The organism is Clostridium sp. (genome assembly GCF_051654825.1).
Classification (GTDB): domain Bacteria; phylum Bacillota; class Clostridia; order Clostridiales; family Clostridiaceae; genus Clostridium.
Window position 1 is genome coordinate 1 of sequence record NZ_JBOFYU010000262.1, and the last position, 21,524, is coordinate 21,524.

Annotated in this window: 24 protein-coding genes; 1 reads left to right on the plus strand and 23 read right to left on the minus strand. The window is 29.4% G+C overall.

Going from position 1 to position 21,524, the window contains the following annotated elements:
- From rlmD to ACRDBA_RS15980, 4 genes are all read right to left on the minus strand, one after another.
- Positions 1–1,331 (minus strand): 23S rRNA (uracil(1939)-C(5))-methyltransferase RlmD (rlmD, locus tag ACRDBA_RS15965; RefSeq protein ID WP_438573921.1); only part of this gene is annotated, 1,331 nt, incomplete at its 3' end.
- 33 nt (positions 1,332–1,364) lie between these two features.
- The gene (locus ACRDBA_RS15970) at positions 1,365–1,736 is read right to left on the minus strand and encodes a hypothetical protein (RefSeq protein WP_438573922.1); all 372 of its coding nucleotides are present in this window, start codon (positions 1,734–1,736) and stop codon (positions 1,365–1,367) included.
- A gap of 54 nt (positions 1,737–1,790) precedes the next feature.
- Positions 1,791–2,453 carry a hypothetical protein gene (locus ACRDBA_RS15975; RefSeq protein ID WP_438573923.1) on the minus strand — a complete coding sequence of 221 codons (663 nt, stop codon included), beginning with the start codon at positions 2,451–2,453 and terminating at the stop codon, positions 1,791–1,793.
- A 119-nt stretch (positions 2,454–2,572) separates the two neighbouring features.
- Positions 2,573–3,241 carry a helix-hairpin-helix domain-containing protein gene (locus ACRDBA_RS15980; protein ID WP_438573924.1) on the minus strand — a complete coding sequence of 223 codons (669 nt, stop codon included), beginning with the start codon at positions 3,239–3,241 and terminating at the stop codon, positions 2,573–2,575.
- A 155-nt stretch (positions 3,242–3,396) separates the two neighbouring features.
- Here ACRDBA_RS15980 and ACRDBA_RS15985 point away from each other — a divergent pair, with 155 nt between their 5' ends.
- The gene (locus ACRDBA_RS15985) at positions 3,397–4,683 is read left to right on the plus strand and encodes a serine hydrolase (RefSeq protein WP_438573925.1); all 1,287 of its coding nucleotides are present in this window, start codon (positions 3,397–3,399) and stop codon (positions 4,681–4,683) included.
- A 10-nt stretch (positions 4,684–4,693) separates the two neighbouring features.
- On the opposite strand, the gene ACRDBA_RS15990 is transcribed toward ACRDBA_RS15985, so the two are convergent.
- The 19 genes from ACRDBA_RS15990 to ACRDBA_RS16080 all read right to left on the minus strand — a co-directional run.
- Complete coding sequence (locus tag ACRDBA_RS15990) at positions 4,694–5,590, minus strand: RluA family pseudouridine synthase (protein ID WP_438573926.1); 897 nt, start codon at positions 5,588–5,590, stop codon at positions 4,694–4,696.
- A 207-nt stretch (positions 5,591–5,797) separates the two neighbouring features.
- Entirely contained in the window at positions 5,798–7,186 is a 1,389-nt protein-coding gene (locus ACRDBA_RS15995; RefSeq protein WP_438573927.1) for an LCP family protein, read from the minus strand.
- A gap of 36 nt (positions 7,187–7,222) precedes the next feature.
- Positions 7,223–7,792 carry a bis(5'-nucleosyl)-tetraphosphatase (symmetrical) YqeK gene (gene yqeK, locus ACRDBA_RS16000; RefSeq protein ID WP_438573928.1) on the minus strand — a complete coding sequence of 190 codons (570 nt, stop codon included), beginning with the start codon at positions 7,790–7,792 and terminating at the stop codon, positions 7,223–7,225.
- A gap of 4 nt (positions 7,793–7,796) precedes the next feature.
- On the minus strand, positions 7,797–8,396 hold the full coding sequence (gene nadD, locus ACRDBA_RS16005; RefSeq protein ID WP_438573929.1) for a nicotinate-nucleotide adenylyltransferase: 600 nt from the start codon (positions 8,394–8,396) through the stop codon (positions 7,797–7,799).
- Positions 8,396–8,701, minus strand: a complete 306-nt coding sequence (gene yhbY / locus ACRDBA_RS16010) for a ribosome assembly RNA-binding protein YhbY (protein WP_438573930.1) — start codon at positions 8,699–8,701, stop codon at positions 8,396–8,398. Before yhbY ends, nadD begins: the two co-directional genes overlap by 1 nt.
- 11 nt (positions 8,702–8,712) lie before the next feature.
- On the minus strand, positions 8,713–10,002 hold the full coding sequence (obgE, locus tag ACRDBA_RS16015) for a GTPase ObgE (RefSeq protein WP_438573931.1): 1,290 nt from the start codon (positions 10,000–10,002) through the stop codon (positions 8,713–8,715).
- Positions 10,003–10,217: 215 nt separating this feature from the next.
- Positions 10,218–10,517: a 50S ribosomal protein L27 gene (gene rpmA, locus ACRDBA_RS16020; RefSeq protein WP_438573932.1), complete on the minus strand. Its 300-nt coding sequence runs from the start codon at positions 10,515–10,517 to the stop codon at positions 10,218–10,220.
- On the minus strand, positions 10,511–10,897 hold the full coding sequence (locus ACRDBA_RS16025) for a ribosomal-processing cysteine protease Prp (protein WP_438573933.1): 387 nt from the start codon (positions 10,895–10,897) through the stop codon (positions 10,511–10,513). The genes rpmA and ACRDBA_RS16025 overlap by 7 nt, the downstream gene beginning before the upstream one ends.
- 5 nt (positions 10,898–10,902) lie before the next feature.
- Positions 10,903–11,214: a 50S ribosomal protein L21 gene (gene rplU / locus ACRDBA_RS16030; protein ID WP_438573934.1), complete on the minus strand. Its 312-nt coding sequence runs from the start codon at positions 11,212–11,214 to the stop codon at positions 10,903–10,905.
- Positions 11,215–11,345: 131 nt separating this feature from the next.
- Complete coding sequence (locus tag ACRDBA_RS16035; RefSeq protein ID WP_438573935.1) at positions 11,346–12,794, minus strand: Rne/Rng family ribonuclease; 1,449 nt, start codon at positions 12,792–12,794, stop codon at positions 11,346–11,348.
- A gap of 12 nt (positions 12,795–12,806) precedes the next feature.
- Positions 12,807–13,508 carry a TIGR03936 family radical SAM-associated protein gene (locus ACRDBA_RS16040; RefSeq protein ID WP_438573944.1) on the minus strand — a complete coding sequence of 234 codons (702 nt, stop codon included), beginning with the start codon at positions 13,506–13,508 and terminating at the stop codon, positions 12,807–12,809.
- The gene (locus ACRDBA_RS16045; protein ID WP_438573936.1) at positions 13,492–15,339 is read right to left on the minus strand and encodes a TIGR03960 family B12-binding radical SAM protein; all 1,848 of its coding nucleotides are present in this window, start codon (positions 15,337–15,339) and stop codon (positions 13,492–13,494) included. The genes ACRDBA_RS16040 and ACRDBA_RS16045 overlap by 17 nt, the downstream gene beginning before the upstream one ends.
- 230 nt (positions 15,340–15,569) lie before the next feature.
- A complete protein-coding gene (locus ACRDBA_RS16050) occupies positions 15,570–16,433 on the minus strand; it encodes a site-2 protease family protein (protein WP_438573937.1) in 864 nt (287 codons plus the stop codon).
- A 68-nt stretch (positions 16,434–16,501) separates the two neighbouring features.
- Positions 16,502–17,095, minus strand: a complete 594-nt coding sequence (locus tag ACRDBA_RS16055) for a hypothetical protein (protein ID WP_438573938.1) — start codon at positions 17,093–17,095, stop codon at positions 16,502–16,504.
- Between the two features lie 105 nt (positions 17,096–17,200).
- The gene (gene rodA / locus ACRDBA_RS16060) at positions 17,201–18,328 is read right to left on the minus strand and encodes a rod shape-determining protein RodA (protein WP_438573939.1); all 1,128 of its coding nucleotides are present in this window, start codon (positions 18,326–18,328) and stop codon (positions 17,201–17,203) included.
- A gap of 141 nt (positions 18,329–18,469) precedes the next feature.
- Positions 18,470–18,736 (minus strand): cell division topological specificity factor MinE, encoded by a 267-nt coding sequence (minE, locus tag ACRDBA_RS16065; protein ID WP_438573940.1) that lies wholly within the window; start codon positions 18,734–18,736, stop codon positions 18,470–18,472.
- A 13-nt stretch (positions 18,737–18,749) separates the two neighbouring features.
- Positions 18,750–19,547 (minus strand): septum site-determining protein MinD, encoded by a 798-nt coding sequence (gene minD, locus ACRDBA_RS16070; protein ID WP_438573941.1) that lies wholly within the window; start codon positions 19,545–19,547, stop codon positions 18,750–18,752.
- Between the two features lie 17 nt (positions 19,548–19,564).
- On the minus strand, positions 19,565–20,209 hold the full coding sequence (gene minC, locus ACRDBA_RS16075; RefSeq protein ID WP_438573942.1) for a septum site-determining protein MinC: 645 nt from the start codon (positions 20,207–20,209) through the stop codon (positions 19,565–19,567).
- 208 nt (positions 20,210–20,417) lie between these two features.
- A partial coding sequence (locus ACRDBA_RS16080; RefSeq protein WP_438573943.1) for a penicillin-binding transpeptidase domain-containing protein occupies positions 20,418–21,524 on the minus strand: 1,107 nt, incomplete at its 5' end.

Here is a 21,524-nt window from a genome sequence, read left to right on the forward strand (position 1 = left end):
GTCTCAGCATGTGGTGTATTTGGGAACATGTCTTTTACAGTGCTCTTTACTACTTCATATCCACATGCTATTAATGTTTCTAGGTTTTCTACTAATGTCTTTGGATTACATGAAACATATATTATTTCCTTAGCATTAAACTTAATTACGTATTCTAATGCCTTTGGATGAACTCCACTTCTTGGTGGATCTAATATTATTATATCTGGTTTAGCTTTAACATTTTTAATTATTTCAGCTACATCTCCAGCTAAGAACTCACAATTGTTTAAACCATTTAGCTTTGCATTTTCTTTTGCAGCTTCAACAGCTTCTTCAATTAGTTCTATTCCTATTACCTTACTAGCATTTGCTGCTGCTATTTGACCTATAGTTCCTGTCCCACAATAAAGATCAAACACAACCTTATCACCTGATTCTCCCATGAAATCTCTTACTATACTATAAAGGCTTTCTGCACCCTTAGTATTCGTTTGGAAGAATGAAAATGGTGATATTTTAAAGCGTAATCCTAATAAGTTTTCTATAATATAATCCTTACCATATAAAAGATTTACTTTTTCAGGAACTACAGCATCAGAAAATGAATTGTTTTCTGTGTGTAATATTGAAACTAATTCTCCTTTATATGATTTAGACTTTAGTACTTCAACATAATCTGTTAAATCAAAATCTATTTGAGTTGTAGTTACTAAATTAACCATTAACTCACCTGTATTAATTGCTTTTCTTATAACTAAATGTCTTAAATAACCTTCTCTTTTCATTACTCTATAATAAGGTAATTCTTTATCCTTAAAGTAATCAACTGTTGCCTTAATGACAGTTCTAAAATCTTCATCTACTATCATACATTTATCAACAGTTATTATACCAAATGACTTACCTTTCATATGCATTCCTAAAGTAAGTTCTCCACCTTTTTCAAAATCTCCAAAGGTAAATTCCATTTTATTTCTATATTCCCATTGATTTTGGCTACCTACTACTCCAAGATATTCTCCCATAGGAATATTTCCCTTTACAAAAAGCTCTTTAGCCTCTTCATTTAAAAGCTCTAATTGCTTTTCGTAAGTTAAGTTTTGTGAACTACACCCTCCACAAACTCCAAAATACTCACATGGTGCTTCTATTTCATATTCGGCTCTTTCATCAACTGATAAAAGCTTCAGCTCAGCAAATTCTTGTTTTTTCTTTTTTACTTTTCCTGTAACTACTTGCCCTGGAAAAGCACCTTTAACAAATATTTGTCTTGTTCCTAAAGTTCCAACACCAACTGATGGGAACTCTGTTTTATCTATCTTTACTTGTACTGTGCTTCCTTTTCTCATCCTTATCTCCTAATCAATGTGTTTATTATATTATTACTTTACTATAATTCTTCCTAATGTCTTTTGTGATTTTAATGATTCACAAATTGGTCCATATATAACATTCATTATTATATATACTATTAAAAACATCGGTTGTCTTTCAACTATATAGAATCCAAATAATCTTAATATAAGATCAAATAATAATAATCCTATTAACGATGACGCTATTACTACCATTTGGTCTATCCCTGCCGTTAATAATCTTTTAAAGAAAGATGGTTTTGTAACCTCTTCTACTTTTATTTCATCATTTAAATTTTCTTCGTATAATGTATCTTCTGTTTCTAAAATTATCTCTTCTGTTTTTGTTTCATTTTCTAAGTCTACTAATTCTTCATTTATATTTTTTTCTTCTAACAAATTTTCTTCCTCCCAATCTCCCTTAATAATAAGACTATTTAGTTATGTACATTACTACCTTTTAAAATTATATTTTCTTGTTTCTAATCTGTATAATAAGTAATTATCTTTTATGCTTATAGTCTCTTGTAACCCATTTAAATTATTTTCTATTTTATAGTCATTAATATCATTCATAACTACATCATATATTTGAGCATTTATATCTGAGTAATCTCTATCATCAACACCTGTAAAACATGCTGAATATGATGATATTGAGGTTTCTTCAAAATTGAATGCTCCCTCTTCTTTTAAAACATCTCTATCTAAGTTAAATCCTACTTTTAAAACAAGTTGTCCTTGAGACATATCTGAACCATACATCTTAAGTCCATAGTACATACTTTCCATTCTATTTGGCTCAGGATTAAGATTATCTATATAAATGTGATTATCATTAACCGTTTCACCATTCTCCTCTTTTACCTTTTCTTCTTTTGAATATGTTAACTCATATATATTTGATAATTCTTCTATTCTATCACGTATTTTATCGTTAAATTCTACTACTTCTTCCTTTGTAAAATCCTTTGACCATTCACCATCTAATACGACTTCTTCCTCAACACTTCTAGGTTCTGGTGTACTAGTAATGTTATTTGTCTCCTCATTACAAGAAACTAAAGAAAATGCTAATATTCCACTTAATAAAACAGTAACTAACTTTTTTATCATTTTATCCCTCCCTAGCATTTATTTTTTCCTAATTTCAATTAATTATAACATCTAAACCTTTATTTTAAAAGCGTTTGCCATATAATTGACATATTACAGTAAAGTATATAATTTTAATATTACACTTCAATTTCCTCTTTTAAGTTCTCAAAAGTCTTTTCTCCAATTCCATCTACATTTTTTATATCTTCAATTGAATTAAATCCACCATTTTTTTCTCTATAATCTATTATTTTTTGTGCCTTTGAATCTCCTATCCCACTTATTTTTTTAAGTTCATCCTTTGTTGCTGTATTTATATTTATAATATTAGAATCCGATGAAGATTGTACTGGTGCTTCACTAACATTACCATTTGCATTAGTAGTTGTAGAATCATTTTTATTTGGTATATAAACTAATTGATGCGCCCTTAACTTATCAGCTCTATTAATTTTTGATATATCACCATCACTTGTTAATCCACCAGCTATATCAATTAAGTCTTTTACTATACTTCCATCTTCTAATATATATACATCAGGATTTGCTACTTCCCCCTTAATTTCTACTGTTATTTGCTTTTTATTTACCTCTAAATTTATCTTTTCTCCTCTTATACTTTCTGATTCATCAGCATTAAATGTTTCTTCTACAAATATATCATCCATATATTCATCCTTGAAAACTCTTCCTCTATTTTCTCCATATATCTTAAAAGAAAAACCTACTAATGCTACAGCAATCACCAATATTCCTATTATTTTTTTATCCTTTAACTTATCAATTTTGCCAGCAAATTTATTCATTTTTTCCTCCAAACTTAATTATTATCTATAATTTTTAACATTTTTTTCATAAATTAATCCTAAAATAGTTCATTTTGAAATAATACCTAGAATATTCATACCATTTTTGGTAAAATTACTTTATCTATAACTATTATTTTACAGGAGAGAATAAAATGAGAAACTTTATATATAAATTATTAGTAATCTTATTATTATTTACTAATATTGCTAGCTATAATGTTATGGCATTAGATGCCCCTCCACTAGAGGCTGAAGGTGTAGTTCTTATGGATTATTTAACAGGAGATATATTATACTCTAAAAATCCTAATACTCAATTTGAGCCTGCCTCTACAACTAAGGTGATGACAGCTTTAATTACTCTTGAAAATTCAAAACTCGATGATAAGGTTACCATTGGAGTTAATCCTCCCTTAGTTGAAGGTTCTTCAATAGGAATAGCTGAAGGTCAAGTTTATACTATAAAAGAATTACTACTTGGTTTATTACTTGAATCAGGCAATGATTGTGCTGAAGCTTTAGCAGAGCATATATCTGGATCTAATGAAGAATTTAGTAAGTTAATGACTAATAAAGCTAAAGAATTAGGTGCAAGAAACACTACTTTCAAAAATCCAAGTGGCTTACATGAGCCTGGACATATAACTACAGCATATGACTTATCTCTAATTATGAGAGCTGCTGTTGAAAATCCAGATTTTATAGAAATTTCAAAAACACCATATTATATTTTTCCTAACAATCTAAACTATGATGGTAGTGAAAAATGGGCAAATAATAGAAACCATTGTATAAATGAATTAACTCCTTATTACTATGAATTTGCTTACTGCGGAAAAACTGGTTATACGCCAGAAGCAAACCATACATATACTTCTGCTGCTAAAAAAGGGGAGCAAGTTTTAATTGCATCATTTTTAAATGCTGTAGATAAGGATGCTCAGTTTTCAAGTGTAGGACCGTTATTTCAATATGGATTTGATAATTTCGAAAGTATAAAAATCATTGAAAAAGATAGTGTTATATCAGAATATAAATTAAATGATAAAGTTACAATACCATTACTAGCAGAAAAGGATATTTTTTATTTAAAGGAAAGGGCTTCTGAAAAACCTAATTTATCTGTAAAATATCCAGATAAGGATTTAAGTAAAGAAAGTATAACTAAAGGTGATATTTTATTTAAAGGTGATATTTTTCTAAATGATAAAAAATATACTGAAATTAATTTACTTAGTGGAGAAAACAGGGAGTACTCTTCTAAGATAGTTGTTGAGGAAAGTATTGATAACATAATGACAAAAGCAAAGAAATATATTATTCCTGTAATTATATCCATACTTGTGCTTTTATTTGTTGTTAGAGTTATAATAATTAACAATAGAAAAAAACGTAGAATGAAAAGAAGATTTAATAATATAAAAAGAAAAATGAAGTAATAGATTTCTATTACTTCATTTTTTCTATAAGTGTCTTTATATCCTTAGGTAATTTTGCTCTTAATTCTAAAGGTTTCTTAGTTCTAGGTGATTTAAAGTCTAATCCATAAGCATGAAGTGCTTGCCTAGACATAATTTCAGAGTCAGATTCATCCCCATATAATGTATCTCCATATATAGGATGACCTAGTGCCTTTAAATGAACTCTAATTTGATGTGTTCTTCCTGTTTCTAATAAACATTCTACTACATCACCATCTTTTAATCTTTCTATTACCTTGTAATGAGTAATACTTCTTTGACCTCTATCATCAATTACTCTACATAAAGTTCCTTCTTCTTCAGGTCTATATATAGGTAAATCTATAGTTCCTTCCAAATTTTCAAGATGACCATGAACTACTGCAATGTATCTTTTTTCTACCTCTTGCTTTGATTTTTCTTTAGATAACTCCATATGCGCATATTGATTTTTAGCTACAATTATTAATCCTGATGTATCCATATCTAGCCTACTTACTAATCTAACAATACACTTTTGATTTGTTTCCTTAAAGTAATACATTAATCCATTAGCTAGTGTACCAGATTGATATCTCTTAGTAGGATGAACAACCATATTAGGACTTTTGTTTATTACTATAATATCTTCATCTTCATAAACTACATCTAAATCCATTTTTTCTGGATCAATATTTTGAGTTTCATCCTTACATAAATCAATAAGTATTTCTTCATTAGCCTTTAATACATAATTCATTTTTATAGCTTTATTATCTACAAATATTCTTTTATCTATTGATGCACTTCTTATTAATCTAGATGATAACCCAAGCTCTTCTTTTAAGTATTCTCTTATTTTCCTACCTTCAAATTCCTTTTGAACTGTCTTCTTTATAGTACTCATAATTTATCTTTAGCGAGATTTTCTATTATCATAAATAGTCTCACTAAATTCTCCTTTCTATCTTCTCTATAGTTATTAAAAAAAGTGTCTATATATAATAGTGTATTGATATTAAAAGCACTATTATATTAATTCCGCACTATTCACTTTCAACACTTACTTATGTATTATAATGGACAATTGACCTAGCCAATTGCCCATATATTATTATTCTCCAAATAAGTTATAATCTTTCCCTAGGAATATAACTACATCATATTCTTCATAATTACTATCTATACCTTTTTGGACTTTTCCTATTCCAGTATCACTTTTTAACATTTCCCTATTCTTTTTATCCTTAACTTGAATAAAGCTTTTATCTCTTGGGTCTGCATTGCCAGCATCAACATGAGTATATCCTAAAGCATATAATTCGTCTTGCAACCCACCTGCTAAACCATTTATCTTAGTTGCATTTAACACCATTATCTTTAAATTAGCCTTAGCTCCTGTATCAGCTGATGGAGCTTCCATATTTTCAGTATTTTCAACACTTTCTTCATTACTTAATGGTGTTGATGAATTTAAAGCATTTATTAAATCTTGATTGGCTTCTTCATCTGCAATTAAATACGCCTGCCCATATATCTCTTCAAATTCTCCCTTTAAGGTAGTCATTATAACATCCTCTGGATTAAGTCTAATAACCTTTAATCCTAATGATAAAATTTCATTAGCAGTCATATTTGTATCTACATTACTACTTATAGCCTCAAATATTTTTGGGGACTTAAATATTACTGATGGATTTATACTTTTTTCAATAATTTTTCCTAGAAGCTTTTGTTGGTTTTTAATTCTATCTATATCACCATTTTCTAAACCACTTCCATCATTGTTTTTTCTCCATCTAAAGAACTCCTCAGCCTTTTTACCATCTAAATGAACCGTTTCTCCAGCATTAAAGTTTATATGAAGATCTTGACCATCATCATCATAAAACATATCTTGTTCTATGTACATTTCAACTCCACCAATTGCATCAACCAAACTTCTAAATGCTTGATAATCAATTTCTACCATATAGTTAACATTTATACCTAACAAATTTTGAACATGAGTTATTAATTCTTCTTCTCCACCTAATGCATATGCAGAATTTATCTTCCAATATCTTTGGTACTCACCATCATCAACATAGGCATCTACCTCAATCATAGTATCTCTTGGTATAGAAACAATATGTGTCTTTTTAGTAGTTGGATTATAATTAAATACCATTATAGTATCTGTTCTTCTAGCTGATTCATTTCCTAAATTGTCTACATCTCCAATATCCATTCCAACGATTAAAACATTTACTGATTCATTCTTTGACGGAACTATAGCTGTTGGCAATTCATTATTATTGTTTAATCCTGCTAAAAATGAGTACCCATAAAGGCCTCCCCCTACTATTAAAACTATAAGAAAAGTAAATAACACAGTTATAAATCTTCTTATTCTTCTTTTTCTTTTCTTTAATGCTATTCTTTTTTTCTTCTCTATATGCTCATCTTTTAAGCTCTTTTTCTTTATATTCGGATTACTTATATCCTCTCTTTTACTTCCCATCAATAACTACCTCTATTCTACTAATATTTTAAATAGTTAACTCCTATTCAATATCATATAGTTTCTAGCTTTAATGCTATTTATATCAATAGCTAACCCCATATCTAATAAATATTTAATTGTATGAGTCATAGCCATAATCAATCCCTCATCTAAATTTCTAAAAGTTTCTTTTCTTAAACTTTCTACACCTGGAAATTTTCTATTTGGCTCTATCATATCTGCTACATATATAATCTTATCTAATTTTGACATACCTTCTTTTCCTGTTGTATGCCATCTCATAGCACTTAATATTTCCTCATCTTCTATATTAAAAACCTTCCTTGAGATTATTGGAGCAACCATACTATGCCATAATTCTGGACTTTGCTCCTCTTCAAAGGATAGCTCTATTTTATTCTCATTAATTATTTTTTTCATATCATTAATAGTCATATTTTTTGCTACATCATGTAATAATGCTGCTACTAATGCCTTTTCTTCGCTTACATCGTTTAACCTTGCAAGTGCTACTGCTGTTTCTACAACTCCTAATGTATGAATAAATCTACTTTCTTTTAAATGTTCTTTAATGTGACCTTTTATTTTTTCAATATCATACATACAACTACTCCTTATATAAATTATTCTCTCTTATAAAACTTAAAATTTTTTCTGGCAAAAAGAAATCTACTCTTTTATTCATCTTAATTCGTTTTCTTATCATAGAAGAAGAAATTTCTAAATTCATTATATCTAGAAATTCAATAGTTGTATTATATTTTTTTTCTACATCCATTTTCTTTTGTTTTAACTTTTCTTCGTCATAACCTGCTCTATTGAAAACTACAAATTTGCAAGCTTTTAAAACTCTTTGTGGCTCTTTCCACTTTTCTATATCCATTAAACAATCTGCCCCTGTTATAAAAAACAGTTGATCTTCATCTGAATTTAAATATTCAAGGGTTTCATAAGTGTAACTATACCCTTGTTTTTTTATCTCATAATCATTTATCTCAAAGCCTTCATATGATTCTATAGCAATTTTAACCATTTCATACCTTAAGGAAGAACCCAGGACACTACTAGTGTCCTTATGTGGTGGGCTTCCTATTGGCATAAATATTACCTTATCTAAATCTAATTGATTTTTTGCTTCATACGCAATATATAAATGCGCTGAATGAATAGGATTAAAGGTTCCTCCTATTATTCCAATTCGCTTCATTATTTCTTTTTAGCTACTGGAATTTCTATTTTAGGCTTTTTAGATGATTTCTTATATAAAACCATTTTGCTTCCTATTGATTGAATACCTTCGCATCCAACTTTTTCACAAATATAGTTTGAAGCTTCTCTAGTTTCTAATCCACTATTTTCTAAAACTTTTATTTTTATTAATTCTCTAGCTTCTAATGCTTCTTCTACTTGCTTTATAAAAGTATCTTCTATTCCATTTTTACCTAATTGGAATAAAGGATCTAGATTATTAGCTAAACCTCTTAAATAAGCTCTTTGCTTTCCTGTTAACATTATAAATCCTCCTATAAAATGTACTCGAATTCGAAGTCGTTAAGTCTAACCATATCTCCGTCTTCAATTCCCATTTCTCTAATTTGATCTAATACTCCCTTATTCTTTAATACTTTATGGAAGTATCTTAATGAATCTGCATCATGGATATTTACTGAGTTTAATAATCTATCTACAAATGAACCAGATATAACATATACCTTGTTATCTTCTTCTCCATCTTCAACAGAAATTTCATAAGTAAATCTCTTTGCTTCTGGTATATACATTTCATCCTCAGATATTTCTAATCCTGTTATAGGAATTTCTGTAAGCATTCTTCCCGCTTCCTTAATAACATCTTCAACACCTGATTTAGTCGCTGCTGACATCTTATATACATTTTCAAATCCTAATTCATTTACTTTCTTTTTAAAGTCTTCAAATACAGCATCATCATAAAGCATATCAGCTTTGTTAGCTACAACTATTTGTGGTCTATCCCAAAGTTTAACTGAGTATTTTTTAAGTTCTTCATTTATTTTAACAAAGTCCTCAAATGGCTCTCTTCCTTCAACACCTGATATATCAACTACATGAATTAATAATCTTGTTCTTTCAATATGTCTTAAGAAGTCTAATCCTAATCCTACACCTTCTGCTGCACCTTCTATAATTCCTGGTATATCAGCCATAACAAAGGCATTTATTCCTTCTGCTTTTACAACTCCTAAGTTTGGCTTTAAAGTTGTAAAGTGGTAGTTAGCTATTTTAGGTTTAGCAGCTGTTACTGTTGAAAGCAATGTTGACTTACCTACATTAGGGAATCCAACTAAGCCTACATCTGCAAGTAATTTTAACTCTAATGTAAGCCATCTTTCTTCTCCTGGCATTCCTGGTTCAGCAAAGTGAGGCGCCTGTCTTGTTGGTGTACAGAACTTACAGTTACCTTTTCCACCTTTTCCACCTCTAGCTAATACAAATATATCATCTTTATGTGAAAGGTCTGCTATTACCTTATTGCTTTCAAAATCTCTAATAATAGTTCCCATAGGAACAGTTATGTATAAATCTTCTCCATCTCTTCCGTAACATTTTGAACCTTCACCTTTTCCTCCAGGTGCTGCTACGAATTTCTTTCTATATTTGAAATCTAAAAGTGTAGTTAATCCAGTATCTACTCTGAATATAACGCTTCCACCTTTTCCTCCATCTCCTCCATCAGGTCCTCCTAATGGTACATATTTTTCTCTTCTAAATGATACACATCCGTTTCCACCATCTCCTGATTTAACGAATATCTTGGCTCTATCTATAAACATATACTTCACCTATCTTTCTGCAACCTTACTAATTGCAATTAATAATATAAATATTCTTTTTTATATTATTCCATTATTTTATAATGTTTATTATACCATAAAGTAAAAAAAGAAAACTTTACATAAATATTAAATTACTTTTCCAGTTTAATTTTTATACTTTCCTATACATTAAAGAAAGCACCCTATAATTAGGGTGCTTTATGAAAAAATAATTATTCTGCTATTTCTTCAACATTTACAGGGTAAACGCTAACTTTCTTCTTATCTCTACCCATTCTTTCGAATCTTACGATTCCATCTTCTTTAGCAAATAGAGTATCATCTCCACCCTTACCTACGTTAGTTCCTGGGTGAATCTTAGTTCCTCTTTGTCTAACTAGAATGTTTCCAGCTAAAACGAACTCTCCGTCAGCAGCTTTAACTCCTAATCTTTTTGATTCTGAATCTCTACCGTTCTTTGAGCTACCTACCCCTTTTTTGTGAGCAAATAATTGAAGGTTCATCATTAACATATCTCTTGCACCTCCTCTTTCATTAATCTTATATATTCACTATCCTTGTTTTTTCCAAAACTAGCTTGAAGACTCATAATTAAACTTTCTATACTTTTTTCAAAGGTTAAAAGTAAAACTTGAGCTTTCTCTATCTCTTCTGAAGTAAGACTTGTTAAATTCATATGTAAAAATCCATCTTGAATCTCATACTTTACTGGAAGCTTTAAAACCTCTTCTATACCAATTAAGGTACTTTGAGAAATTACTGAAACAGAATTACAAACTAAATCATAAACATCTCCAGTTGCACTTTCCATTTCTCTTCTTGATAAAGCATGACCTTTAATCTTAAACCCAAGAGACAAATTGTCTTTTTGAAAGATTCTAACCTTAATCATGATAATTAAGCTTCGATCTTTTCGATTACTAACTTAGTGTAAGGTTGTCTGTGTCCAGTTTTCTTTCTATAGTCTTTCTTTGCTTTGTACTTGAAAACTGTGATCTTCTTAGCCTTCCCTTGAGAAACAACTTTAGCTATAACCTTAGCTCCTTCTACAACTGGTGCACCAACCTTTAAAGTTTCACCATTTGATACTGCTAAAACTTCAGTTAATTCAACTGTTGAGTCAACATCAGCGTTAAGTTTTTCAACGAATATTACGTCTCCTTCTTGAACTCTGTATTGCTTTCCTCCTGTAGTTAATACTGCGTACATTAAAAACACCTCCTCTTATTACGGTCTCGCCAATAGAGGTACAAAGCTCTAAACTTTGTTTCTTAAAAAACCTCGTATGTGCGGTTAACATCTGTTATTCTATCACATTATTATGTTACTTGTAAAGAAATTTATTCACATTTTTCATAAGCTTTTACCCTGAAATTTTTAACATTTTCTTTTTGACTATTAAAGATTAGAGGATTTATCTTATATCCTTCAATTCCATCCACAAAATTCAGATATATTTCCTTATCTAGCCCTTCAATATTTTTAATAAATGTAAATAAATCACCTTGGACTACTTCTTGATAGTTTTTATCAAGCTCTATATAAAAATCCTTAATAGAGTTGTCTTCATTACATTTAATTATTTCATTTCTAAGTAAATTTTCTATATATGATATTTTTAATACTTCTCCGTAACCATTACATCTTTTACATTTTTCATCTAGGTAATAATATATTGATTTACCTCTTCTTTTTCTAGCAATTTGAACTAAATCTAGTTCTGTAAATGGAAATATCTTTATATTTCCCTTATCACTAGCTAATGATTTCTTTAAATTCTCCATAACTAACGCTTTGTGAGAAAAATCTCTCATATCTATAAAGTCTATAAGAATTATTCCACCTAAGTTTCTTAATCTTATTTGTCTTCCTATTTCTTCTGCTGCTTCTAAATTAGTTTCTAATATAGTTTTATCAAAACTTCTTCCCTTTGTATTCTTAGCTGAATTAACATCTATAACATACATAGCTTCTGTTTTTTCAATAACTATATTTCCACCACAATGTAAGTTTACTTTATTGTGCCTAAGCTTTAGTATTTCCTTTTCTATAGAATAATACTCAAGTAATCCTCGTTGCTGAGTATATAAGCTAACTTTTATATCAGTTCTCTCTTTTAAGTATTCCTTAACTTCTTCGTAGTCATCCTTGCTATCTAAAATTATTGATGTTTCACCGTCAATATTATCTCTTAGGACTTTACTTAATATAATGTTATCTCCATATACCTTTCCTAGGTTTAAGCTATATTTAAGCTTTTTTAAAAGTCTATCCATTTCTTCTAAAAGTGAAGTTCTTTCTAATAATAAGTCCTCATCACTAGCATGCACTGCATCTGTTCTTATTACTATTTCATATCCCTTTATTTCTTCTATAGCTTTTGATATTCTATTTTTCTCTTCTAAGCTTGTTATTCTTTTAGAAAAACTTACACCTTTTCCCCCTAATGTTAACACCATAAATCTTCCTGGCAAGCTTATTTTTTTAGTTATCTTAGCTCCCTTACCATTTAATGGCTCCTTAGCTACTTCAACTAAAAGTTCATCACCTTTTTTTATTCCATCTCTTTTTATATCATTACTTAAATACATATAGGCTTCCTTTTCTAATCCTATATCAACAAAAACAGAATTTATTCCATGAACTATATTTTTTACTCTGCCCTTATATATTTCACCAATTTGAGGCTCTGTAGATTGCTCCTCTACAAAGCACTCTGATAAAATTTCATTTTCTTTTATGGCTATTCTTAAAAGATGCTCTTTCCTCTCAATGAATATCTCTTTCATTTAATACACTTCCTAAATACTTTTATATAAAGCTACGTAATTATTTCCTTTTTGAACATACATTTCTTCTCTTTTTATATCTACAAATGCATCTTCTACTATATTAGATATTTTTCCTTTTATATAAGAAGCAACTAAGTCAGGTGATAAATGCTCCCTACTTCCTGATGCTACTAAAACATTAAGTATTAGCTCATTATCCTTTATCCAATATCTCATATCTTTAATAAGTGATTTCAAGTTTACTTCTTTTTCACCTTTTTTACTCTTTTTAATAGTTATCCATCCTTCATCTGCCATTAATACTTTCATTTTTTCATCTACTTCATCTATGTTTTCACATAACATTTTAATTGTAAATCTTGCAGCATCAACTAAAGCCATTGATTGAGGAAGCTTTTTTTCTCCTTCAACATTTATTACTTTATGCGCACTTATAAATTTTATTCCTTGTGCAGTTTTTGAATTTAAGCTTTCTATTAAAGCATCTTCATTTAATTCTTCAACTAATACTATATCCATATATTCTGCATCTGAATAAACACCTACTGATAAAGGTTGTGCTATTGATAATGCCATATGAGGATTAAATCCTTTTGAATATTGTATCGGAAGTCCTGCTCTTCTAATTACCTTTTGAATAGTTCTCATTAAATCTAAATGTGATATAAATTTTATACTTGAATCTTTAGTAAATTTAATTACGTAACGCACCTTCAAAACACTCTCCTTCTTTAAAGTTCACATTTACTCCACAACCTGTACATCCTTTTCTACAATTTTGTGTAAGCTCTGCCTTTTTAGCTTTTTCATTTTCTCTTTCAAGATATTTTCTATTTACTCCAATATCTATAAAGTCCCATGGAAGTATCTCATCATAGCTTCTTTCTCTATAAACATAGAATTCTGGATCTAATCCACATTCTTGCATAGCTTCCATCCATAAATCATAGCTGAAGTATTCTGACCATCCATCAAACTTAGCTCCCTTTTCAAAAGCCTTTATTAAAACATCACAAGTTCTTCTATCTCCTCTAGCAAAAACAGATTCCATAAATGATGTTTTTTGTTCATGATAGTTGTAATTTATAGCTCTTGATTTAATAGCTCCCTTTACAGCATCAATCTTCTTCCATATCTCCTCTGGTCTATCCATAGGCGCCCATTGGAATGGTGTAAATGGCTTAGGAACTAATATAGATGTACTTACTGTTATTTTTAATCCCTTTTGTCTATTTTCCTTTGGAATTCCATAATAAACATCTGCCATCTTTTGAGCTAAATCACCGATACCTGCTGCATCTTCTATTTCTTCATAAGGTAAACCTAACATAAAGTAAAGCTTAATTGTGCTCCACCCTGATTCAAAAGCATTTTTTGCTGCTTCTAACATTCTCTCTTCTGTTAATCCCTTATTTATTATATCTCTCATTCTTTGTGAACCAGCTTCTGGTGCAAAAGTTAATCCTGTTTTTCTAACCTTTTGAATTTCCTTTATTAAATCAACAGAAAAAGCATCTACTCTAATTGATGGAAGTGCAACACCTACGTTTTTTGAACTATGCTCATCAATTAAGTTACTTACTAAGTTTTGTATATTTGAATAATCACAAATACTTAATGATGCAAGCGAAATTTCTTGGTATCCTGTAGCTTCAATCATCTTTCTAGCTTGATCTAATAATGTTTCAGTTGATTTTTCTCTTACTGGTCTATAAATCATACCAGCTTGACAGAATCTACATCCATTTGTACATCCTCTAGTTGTTTCTAATACTATTCTATCGTGAACTATTTCTGAATAAGGAACTACCATATCTACTGGGAAGTCTACCTTATCAAAATTATTTATTATTCTCTTTTTAACTACTGCTGGAACATCTTCAAACTTAGGCTTAAATTCTTTTATAGTTCCATCTTCATTGTAAGTTGCATCATATAAAGAAGGAACGTAAATACCTTGTATTTTAGTAGCTTCTCTTAAGAATAACTTTTTATCATTCTTATGCTTTTTATATAAATCAAGAACTTCATCCATGATTTCTTCACCTTCTCCAATTTGGAATAGGTCAACTATATCATGTAGTGGTTCTGGATTATAAGCGCATGGACCACCAGCAAATACTATTGGTTCATCTTCTCTTCTTTCTGATGCTCTTATAGTTACACCAGACATATCTAGCATATTTAATATATTTGTATAACTCATTTCATATTGAAGAGTAAAAGCTAATATATCAAATTTGCTTAATGGATCTTTTGTTTCTAATGTCATTAATGGAATTTCATTTTTTCTTAATTGAGCTTCCATATCTGGCCATGGAGCAAATACTCTTTCACAATATGTATCTTCTCTTAAATTTATAGTATGATATAGTATTCTTGTTCCTAAGTGAGACATTCCCACTTCATATACGTCTGGAAAACAAAATGCAAATCTTATATCAACTTCATTTGGATTTTTTATTACTTGATTTAATTCACCACCAACATATCTTGATGGCTTTTCAACCTTATGTAAAATATGGTCTGTAATTTTTTTCATTACTCTTCCTCCTATAAACTAAAGTCTATCTCGTTTATTTATACTATGTGTAAATATGTACAAATTACTTAACTTGTTTTTTAAATATCTTTAAAGCCTTAATACTTATTAGTTTTATATAAGTAAAAAAGAAGTATACTTTATATACTTCTTTAATATCTTTATTATTCTAGCACACATACTTATAAAAAGTAAATCTATACTACTAACCCTTAATTTTATTATTTATCTTAGTTAGACTCTTTATTTTTAATATTAATATAATCTTCTAATGTAATGCTTCCATAAATTTTCAATGCATCTATTAGTTCATCTTCATACATTATGCCTATCATTTTCATATCATCATTTAATATATAAAAAGAATTAAACTTATTTATATCTACTAAAGCTAATACATTTACTAATGAATGTTTGTAGTATACTGAAATTGATTTATTGTCTAAATACTTATTTTTTATTAGTTTTTTTCTTTTCTTTATAATATTTCCCATGGTAATATACATCGCACTTTTTTGTTCACCTCTTGTTATATATATAATAATAAATGCTCCTATAACCATACTCCAATTAAATATATGTAATTTTACGAAAAGTACAATAGCTATAATAAAGAATAATACAGCTGTAAAATAACTCGATATGCTAACTACTTTTTTAGCTTTTTTATATAACATTTTTTTAGAAATTAATATTTCATATATTCTAGCACCATCTAGCGGATATGCTGGAAGTAAATTAAAAAATGCTAATCCTGAATTTAATAATATTCCTGAAGTAACCCATGATAAATCATTATATATGTTTATAAAACTAAATAATAATGCTAGTCCAATATTACATACAGGACCAGCTAAATAGACAATTATTTTCTTTACATCTGTCAATGTATCAAAGTCAACAAAGGCGGCTCTAGCTCCAAATATATGAATCTCCATATTATAAAATTTACAACCCATCATACTAGCTACTATTATATGTGCAATTTCATGTATCATTACATATAGAAAAGCTAATGCTAATTCATTGCTTCTACTACATATTAATATAATTAGTAGTATTTCTGCCCAAAATATCTTAGTCTCTTTTTTCATTTATATCTCCCTAAAATTGCTGCAAGTCACCTTATAAACATCCCTCTCATATATTTTTTTATAATTATTTATTCTACTTTTTCTACCTCTTCCTTACTTTCATTATTTAAACGATCTATGTTTACACTATCTCCTTCTTCTTTAAATCCCTCTACATCCTCCGTTTTTTTATTATCTATCTTAAATACATTTTGCACTTCATCAGTTGCTTCCTTTATAGATATCATTAATTTATCATAATCAAAATTCTTATCAATCATAGATTTACAAGTAATGTAAGCTTTACTCGCTTCTTTATATGGCATAGCCTTTAAACATAAAACACCAACAAATAATAGAGCAGTACCCATTAATCTATATATTGTTCTTCTTAAATATTTATTTAAGTAATTTTCAGGTGTAACATCCTGCCTATTATATTGACCTCTATAATTGTATCCACCATGACTTGGACTCCTATAATTGTACCCATGTACTGATCCTCTATAATAACTATAGGATTGTTGTCTATAGCTTGGATAGATATCTTCTGTTTCATCTTGCATTTCTATTGAATTTACCTTGTTTTTTTTATTACTATTTAAATTGCTATCCTTTCTTCCTTTGGATTTATTCTTTAACTCTTCATAATATTTCATATATTCATCTCTGTAGTTCCCCATATAGCCCCTCCTACAATTAATTATTAAATTATATTAAAAAAATATAATATTTATTCCATTATTTAAAAAGCTTAAAATAAAAAGAGCCTGATTTTATCAGACTCTTTAAAAGTATAATTTTTTTCTTCTCATTCCAACATTTATTACTAAACCAATTGATAATACAGTAGTTAATAAAGAACTTCCTCCGTAGCTTATCAATGGTAATGTTATTCCTGTAATAGGCATTAATCCTATTGTCATCCCTATATTTTGAAGAAGTGCAAATAGAAAATATGCTACTAATCCTACACATATTATAGATCCAAACTTATCCTTTGCAGTTCGACCTATTGCAATCATTTTAGAAATCAAAATACCGTATAGTAATAATAAAAATGCTGAACCTAATAATCCCCATTGTTCACCTATACTAGCAAATATAAAATCTGTTTGTACCTCTGGAACATATTGTGATGCATATCCATCTGAGGATTCACTACCACCAACTCCATTAATACCTAAAATACCACCTGAGCCAATACTTATTAATGATTGCCTCAATTGATACCCTGATGCTGAACTATCCGCTTCTGGATTTAAAAATGAAGTAACTCTCTTTTTTTGATAAGGCTGTATTATTCCTGAATTCCATACAATTATAATAGCTAATAATAGTGATAATAAACCACCACCTATTACTCTTATATCTAATCCTGCAATAAAAAATATCCCTACTACTATAAAGAACAATACCATTGTCATTCCCATATCAGGTTGAATAACAATAAATACAGCTGGTACTATAGCATAAAATGCCATTATCCAAAAGTTCTTCCACTCATTTATAGTCCCATCCATTTCATCTAGCTTTTTTCCAAGCATCATAATTGTAGCCATTTTAGCTAATTCTGCTGGCTGAAAAGATAGTGGTCCTAATCTTATCCATCCTCTTGCACCATTAATATCGGTTCCTATAAACATAGTTACAATAAGCAATGCAATAGCTCCCCAATAAAATAATGGAGTATATCCCTTAAGCAAAGTGTAATCTATAGCTATAACAAAATATAAAGCTACCATAGATATTACAAACCACATAGATTGTCTTACTAGAAACAGAGTTCCAAATTCAGCTCTACTGGCTAAATAAATATTTATTATTCCAAATATCATTAAAGCCATCATTGAAAATAAAACAGCCTTATCGATTTCCTTTAATTGCTTAAGTTCTATCTTAAACTTAGATAACATATTCCACCTCCATTCTTAAGTAATTACAAACTTATTATAACCACTTTTTTTAACTTTCTCCATATAAATTCAATTTATATAATTAATATTAATAATATTTTAATAGTTACATAAACAAAAAAGTGCTAAAAAGCACTTTTCTTATCTACCCTTTATGTTTTTTATAGGAATATTTGCAACTAACGCTGGACTATTACCTTCAACTGTTTCAGCTTTACTAACAGCAATTTCTACATCATTTGCTTCTATTTCTACGTACTTAGATAAAACTTCTAATATTTCAACTCTTATCTTTTCAAGAGTTTCATGTGATAAATCCCCTCTATCATGAATTAATATTAGTTTTAATCTATCCTTTGCAACATCCTTAGGAGTTGGCTTACTTGAAAACTTTTTGAAAAAATCCACCTCTCATCTCCCCCTACTTGCGCTTAAATAACTTCTTTATTGATGCGAAAAACCCTTCACTTTCACCTTTTAAATCCATTAAAGGTACTTCTTCTCCAGTTAATCTCTTAGCTATGTTTCTAAACGCTTGCCCTGACATTGAAGCATTATCTAAAACTATCGGCTCACCCTTGTTTGTTGAAACAGTAATGTTTTTATCATCAGGAACAACACCTAATAATTCAACTGATAAAGTTTCTATTATATCAGGTATATCTAGCATATCCCCTCTTTGTGTCATTTCATAGTTTAATCTATTAATAATAACTGCATGATCATCTAATCCTTTTGCATCTAGCTTACCAATTACTCTATCAGCATCTCTAACTGATGTAATTTCTGGATTTACTACTACTACAGCCTTATCTGCTCCAACCACAGAATTTTCAAATCCTTGCTCTATTCCTGCTGGGCAATCTATTAATACATAATCAAACTCTTCTTTTAACTCATTAACAAGCTTAAGCATATCTTGTGGTCTTATATCATCTTTGTCCTTTGTTTGAGCTGTTGGTAATAAACAAAGATTTTGATATCTTTTATCCTTTATTAAAGCTTGCTTTAATCTACATCTATTTTCTATTACATCTGTTATAGTATACACTATTCTATTTTCTAGTCCCATTAAAACATCTAAATTTCTTAGTCCGGTATCTCCATCTACCACAACTACTCTCTTACCTAAAGCTGCTAAGGCAGTTCCAATATTTGCAGTTGTTGTAGTTTTTCCAACGCCACCTTTTCCTGACGTAATAACTATCGAAATTCCCATTCTATATCCCTCCAACGTTAATATATATATTTATTCGGTAAATAAGGTTCTACTACTATCATATTGTTCTTTATCATTGCAAGCTCTGGATATGATGGCTTTCCATTATCATCTGGTGATATTGTAATCATCCCTGCAATTTCTAGTATTTCAGGTTGTAAGCATAAAGCACAAATAATAGCATTATCGTTTCCACCTACACCAGCATGTACTTGTCCCTTAATAGTTCCTAAAACTACGATATTGCCGGCTGCATGTACTTCTGCCCCGCTATTAATATCTCCAATAATTACGATATTTCCAGCATAGTTTATTAATTGACCGCCCCTTACAGTTTTCTTAATAAACTTAGTTTTACCTTCATATACACCAGCAAAAACCTTACTTCCTATATTTTCTTTCTTTTGTTCTTCTTCAAAAACACACTCTTTAATTTGTATCCTCTCAAAAAGTACATCCTTTAACCTAGCAATATCTTCAGCACTTACCTTACTAAGATTAGCTGTAATCTTAAGTGATGAACCCTTATAAAAGCTTCTTCCAGCCATTAACTTATCAATTAATAAGTTTAGCATTTCATCAAAATTACTAAACCTACTCATATCTAATATTGCGTTAATTCCGTCTTTGTTACCTCTTATTTGAATTCTGTCATCCTTCATTGGCCACCCTCCACCAACTTGTTTCTAATCTATAAATATAAATTTACTGTATTTATGATTATACATTTTAATTATAGCACTAAACAACAGTATTTAACATATTTAAATAAAAAAATGCATATTGTATTAAACTAATTAGCTGAAATTAAAAAAAGAAGCTATTTTAGACTAAAAACCTTCTAAATATAGCTTCTTTTAAATATTAATTTTATCTATTATCTTTTAAAGGTGATTCTAAAACATATTTTCTAAAGGATGATGATTTATCTCCATAATTAGGATCCATCTTTAATAATTCATCCTTAAAGTAAGCTTCATAAATAGCTTTATGAATAGTGGCTCCAGAACTACCCTTGTTACCATCATAAACTGTTGAGAAAACAGCTATTTCTGGTTTATCTAATGGTGCCATACTTATATAGTTACCATTAGGTCTTCTTCCTTGGAAGCTATATTGCTCTTCAGTTCCAAAGTCAGCCGTACCTGTTTTTCCACCAACCTTAATTGGGAAATTAGCGAATGATTGATATGCCCATCCATTACTAGGATTAGTATTAACTCTATACATACCATCTTTAACAGCTTGTAGATATTCATCTGGAATATCTATTTTATCTACTGCCTGTGGCTGAAACTCTTTAACAACTTCTCCCGTTGGTGTTGTTATTTTATCAACCATCATTACATCATATCTAGTTCCACCATTAGCTAAAGTTGCAACATAGTTTGCAAGCTGAACAGGTGTAAATGCTAGCATACCTTGCCCTATAGCATTATAAATAATTTGTGCCGGACTTGTTATTGCTGTAGTTTGGTCAAATATAGTATGCATTGATATAACATCAGCAACAACTTCTATTTGATCTTCTATATTAACTTTAATACCTGCTGCTTCTCTTTCTCTTACTCTATTTCTATATTTTTCTGAGTTTTCTACAACTGTTTTTATATCCGGTTTTATACTTTCTGCAAATTTCTGATCATCACTTTCTTGCTCTGGTGTACCAACCTTCATTAATGTATCTGTTATTTTCTTTTTTATCGAATCCTTAGCATTGCTTAATATTTCAGAATCATTTTCATCCTTGCTAAAATCAAAGGGAATAAAACTATATCCTCCATAATGACCCGATTCCATTATATCTGCTAATGCAAACATAGGTGTTTCAATAATTTTATTTTTCCATGATTCAAAATTATAAGTTTGCCCAAAGTTTTCTTCTATTTCTATTCCTGTAGTTGGATGCTTTGCTTCTGGTGATTTTGGGTCTACCCCTAATCCAAATTTCCAAGCATATTTTGCAATTGAATCTAA

Bases quoted from the DNA above. Each gene is read 5' to 3' on its own strand.
- ACRDBA_RS15975 (WP_438573923.1), bottom strand. From the start codon at position 2,453: ATGATAAAAAAGTTAGTTACTGTTTTATTAAGTGGAATATTAGCATTT.
- ACRDBA_RS15980 (WP_438573924.1), bottom strand. From the start codon at position 3,241: ATGAATAAATTTGCTGGCAAAATTGATAAGTTAAAGGATAAAAAAATA.
- ACRDBA_RS15985 (WP_438573925.1), top strand. From the start codon at position 3,397: ATGAGAAACTTTATATATAAATTATTAGTAATCTTATTATTATTTACT.
- ACRDBA_RS15990 (WP_438573926.1), bottom strand. From the start codon at position 5,590: ATGAGTACTATAAAGAAGACAGTTCAAAAGGAATTTGAAGGTAGGAAA.
- ACRDBA_RS15995 (WP_438573927.1), bottom strand. From the start codon at position 7,186: ATGGGAAGTAAAAGAGAGGATATAAGTAATCCGAATATAAAGAAAAAG.
- yqeK (WP_438573928.1), bottom strand. From the start codon at position 7,792: ATGTATGATATTGAAAAAATAAAAGGTCACATTAAAGAACATTTAAAA.
- nadD (WP_438573929.1), bottom strand. From the start codon at position 8,396: ATGAAGCGAATTGGAATAATAGGAGGAACCTTTAATCCTATTCATTCA.
- yhbY (WP_438573930.1), bottom strand. From the start codon at position 8,701: ATGTTAACAGGAAAGCAAAGAGCTTATTTAAGAGGTTTAGCTAATAAT.
- obgE (WP_438573931.1), bottom strand. From the start codon at position 10,002: ATGTTTATAGATAGAGCCAAGATATTCGTTAAATCAGGAGATGGTGGA.
- rpmA (WP_438573932.1), bottom strand. From the start codon at position 10,517: ATGTTAATGATGAACCTTCAATTATTTGCTCACAAAAAAGGGGTAGGT.
- ACRDBA_RS16025 (WP_438573933.1), bottom strand. From the start codon at position 10,897: ATGATTAAGGTTAGAATCTTTCAAAAAGACAATTTGTCTCTTGGGTTT.
- rplU (WP_438573934.1), bottom strand. From the start codon at position 11,214: ATGTACGCAGTATTAACTACAGGAGGAAAGCAATACAGAGTTCAAGAA.
- ACRDBA_RS16035 (WP_438573935.1), bottom strand. From the start codon at position 12,794: ATGAAAGAGATATTCATTGAGAGGAAAGAGCATCTTTTAAGAATAGCC.
- ACRDBA_RS16045 (WP_438573936.1), bottom strand. From the start codon at position 15,339: ATGAAAAAAATTACAGACCATATTTTACATAAGGTTGAAAAGCCATCA.
- ACRDBA_RS16050 (WP_438573937.1), bottom strand. From the start codon at position 16,433: ATGAAAAAAGAGACTAAGATATTTTGGGCAGAAATACTACTAATTATA.
- ACRDBA_RS16055 (WP_438573938.1), bottom strand. From the start codon at position 17,095: ATGGGGAACTACAGAGATGAATATATGAAATATTATGAAGAGTTAAAG.
- rodA (WP_438573939.1), bottom strand. From the start codon at position 18,328: ATGTTATCTAAGTTTAAGATAGAACTTAAGCAATTAAAGGAAATCGAT.
- minD (WP_438573941.1), bottom strand. From the start codon at position 19,547: ATGGGAATTTCGATAGTTATTACGTCAGGAAAAGGTGGCGTTGGAAAA.
- minC (WP_438573942.1), bottom strand. From the start codon at position 20,209: ATGAAGGATGACAGAATTCAAATAAGAGGTAACAAAGACGGAATTAAC.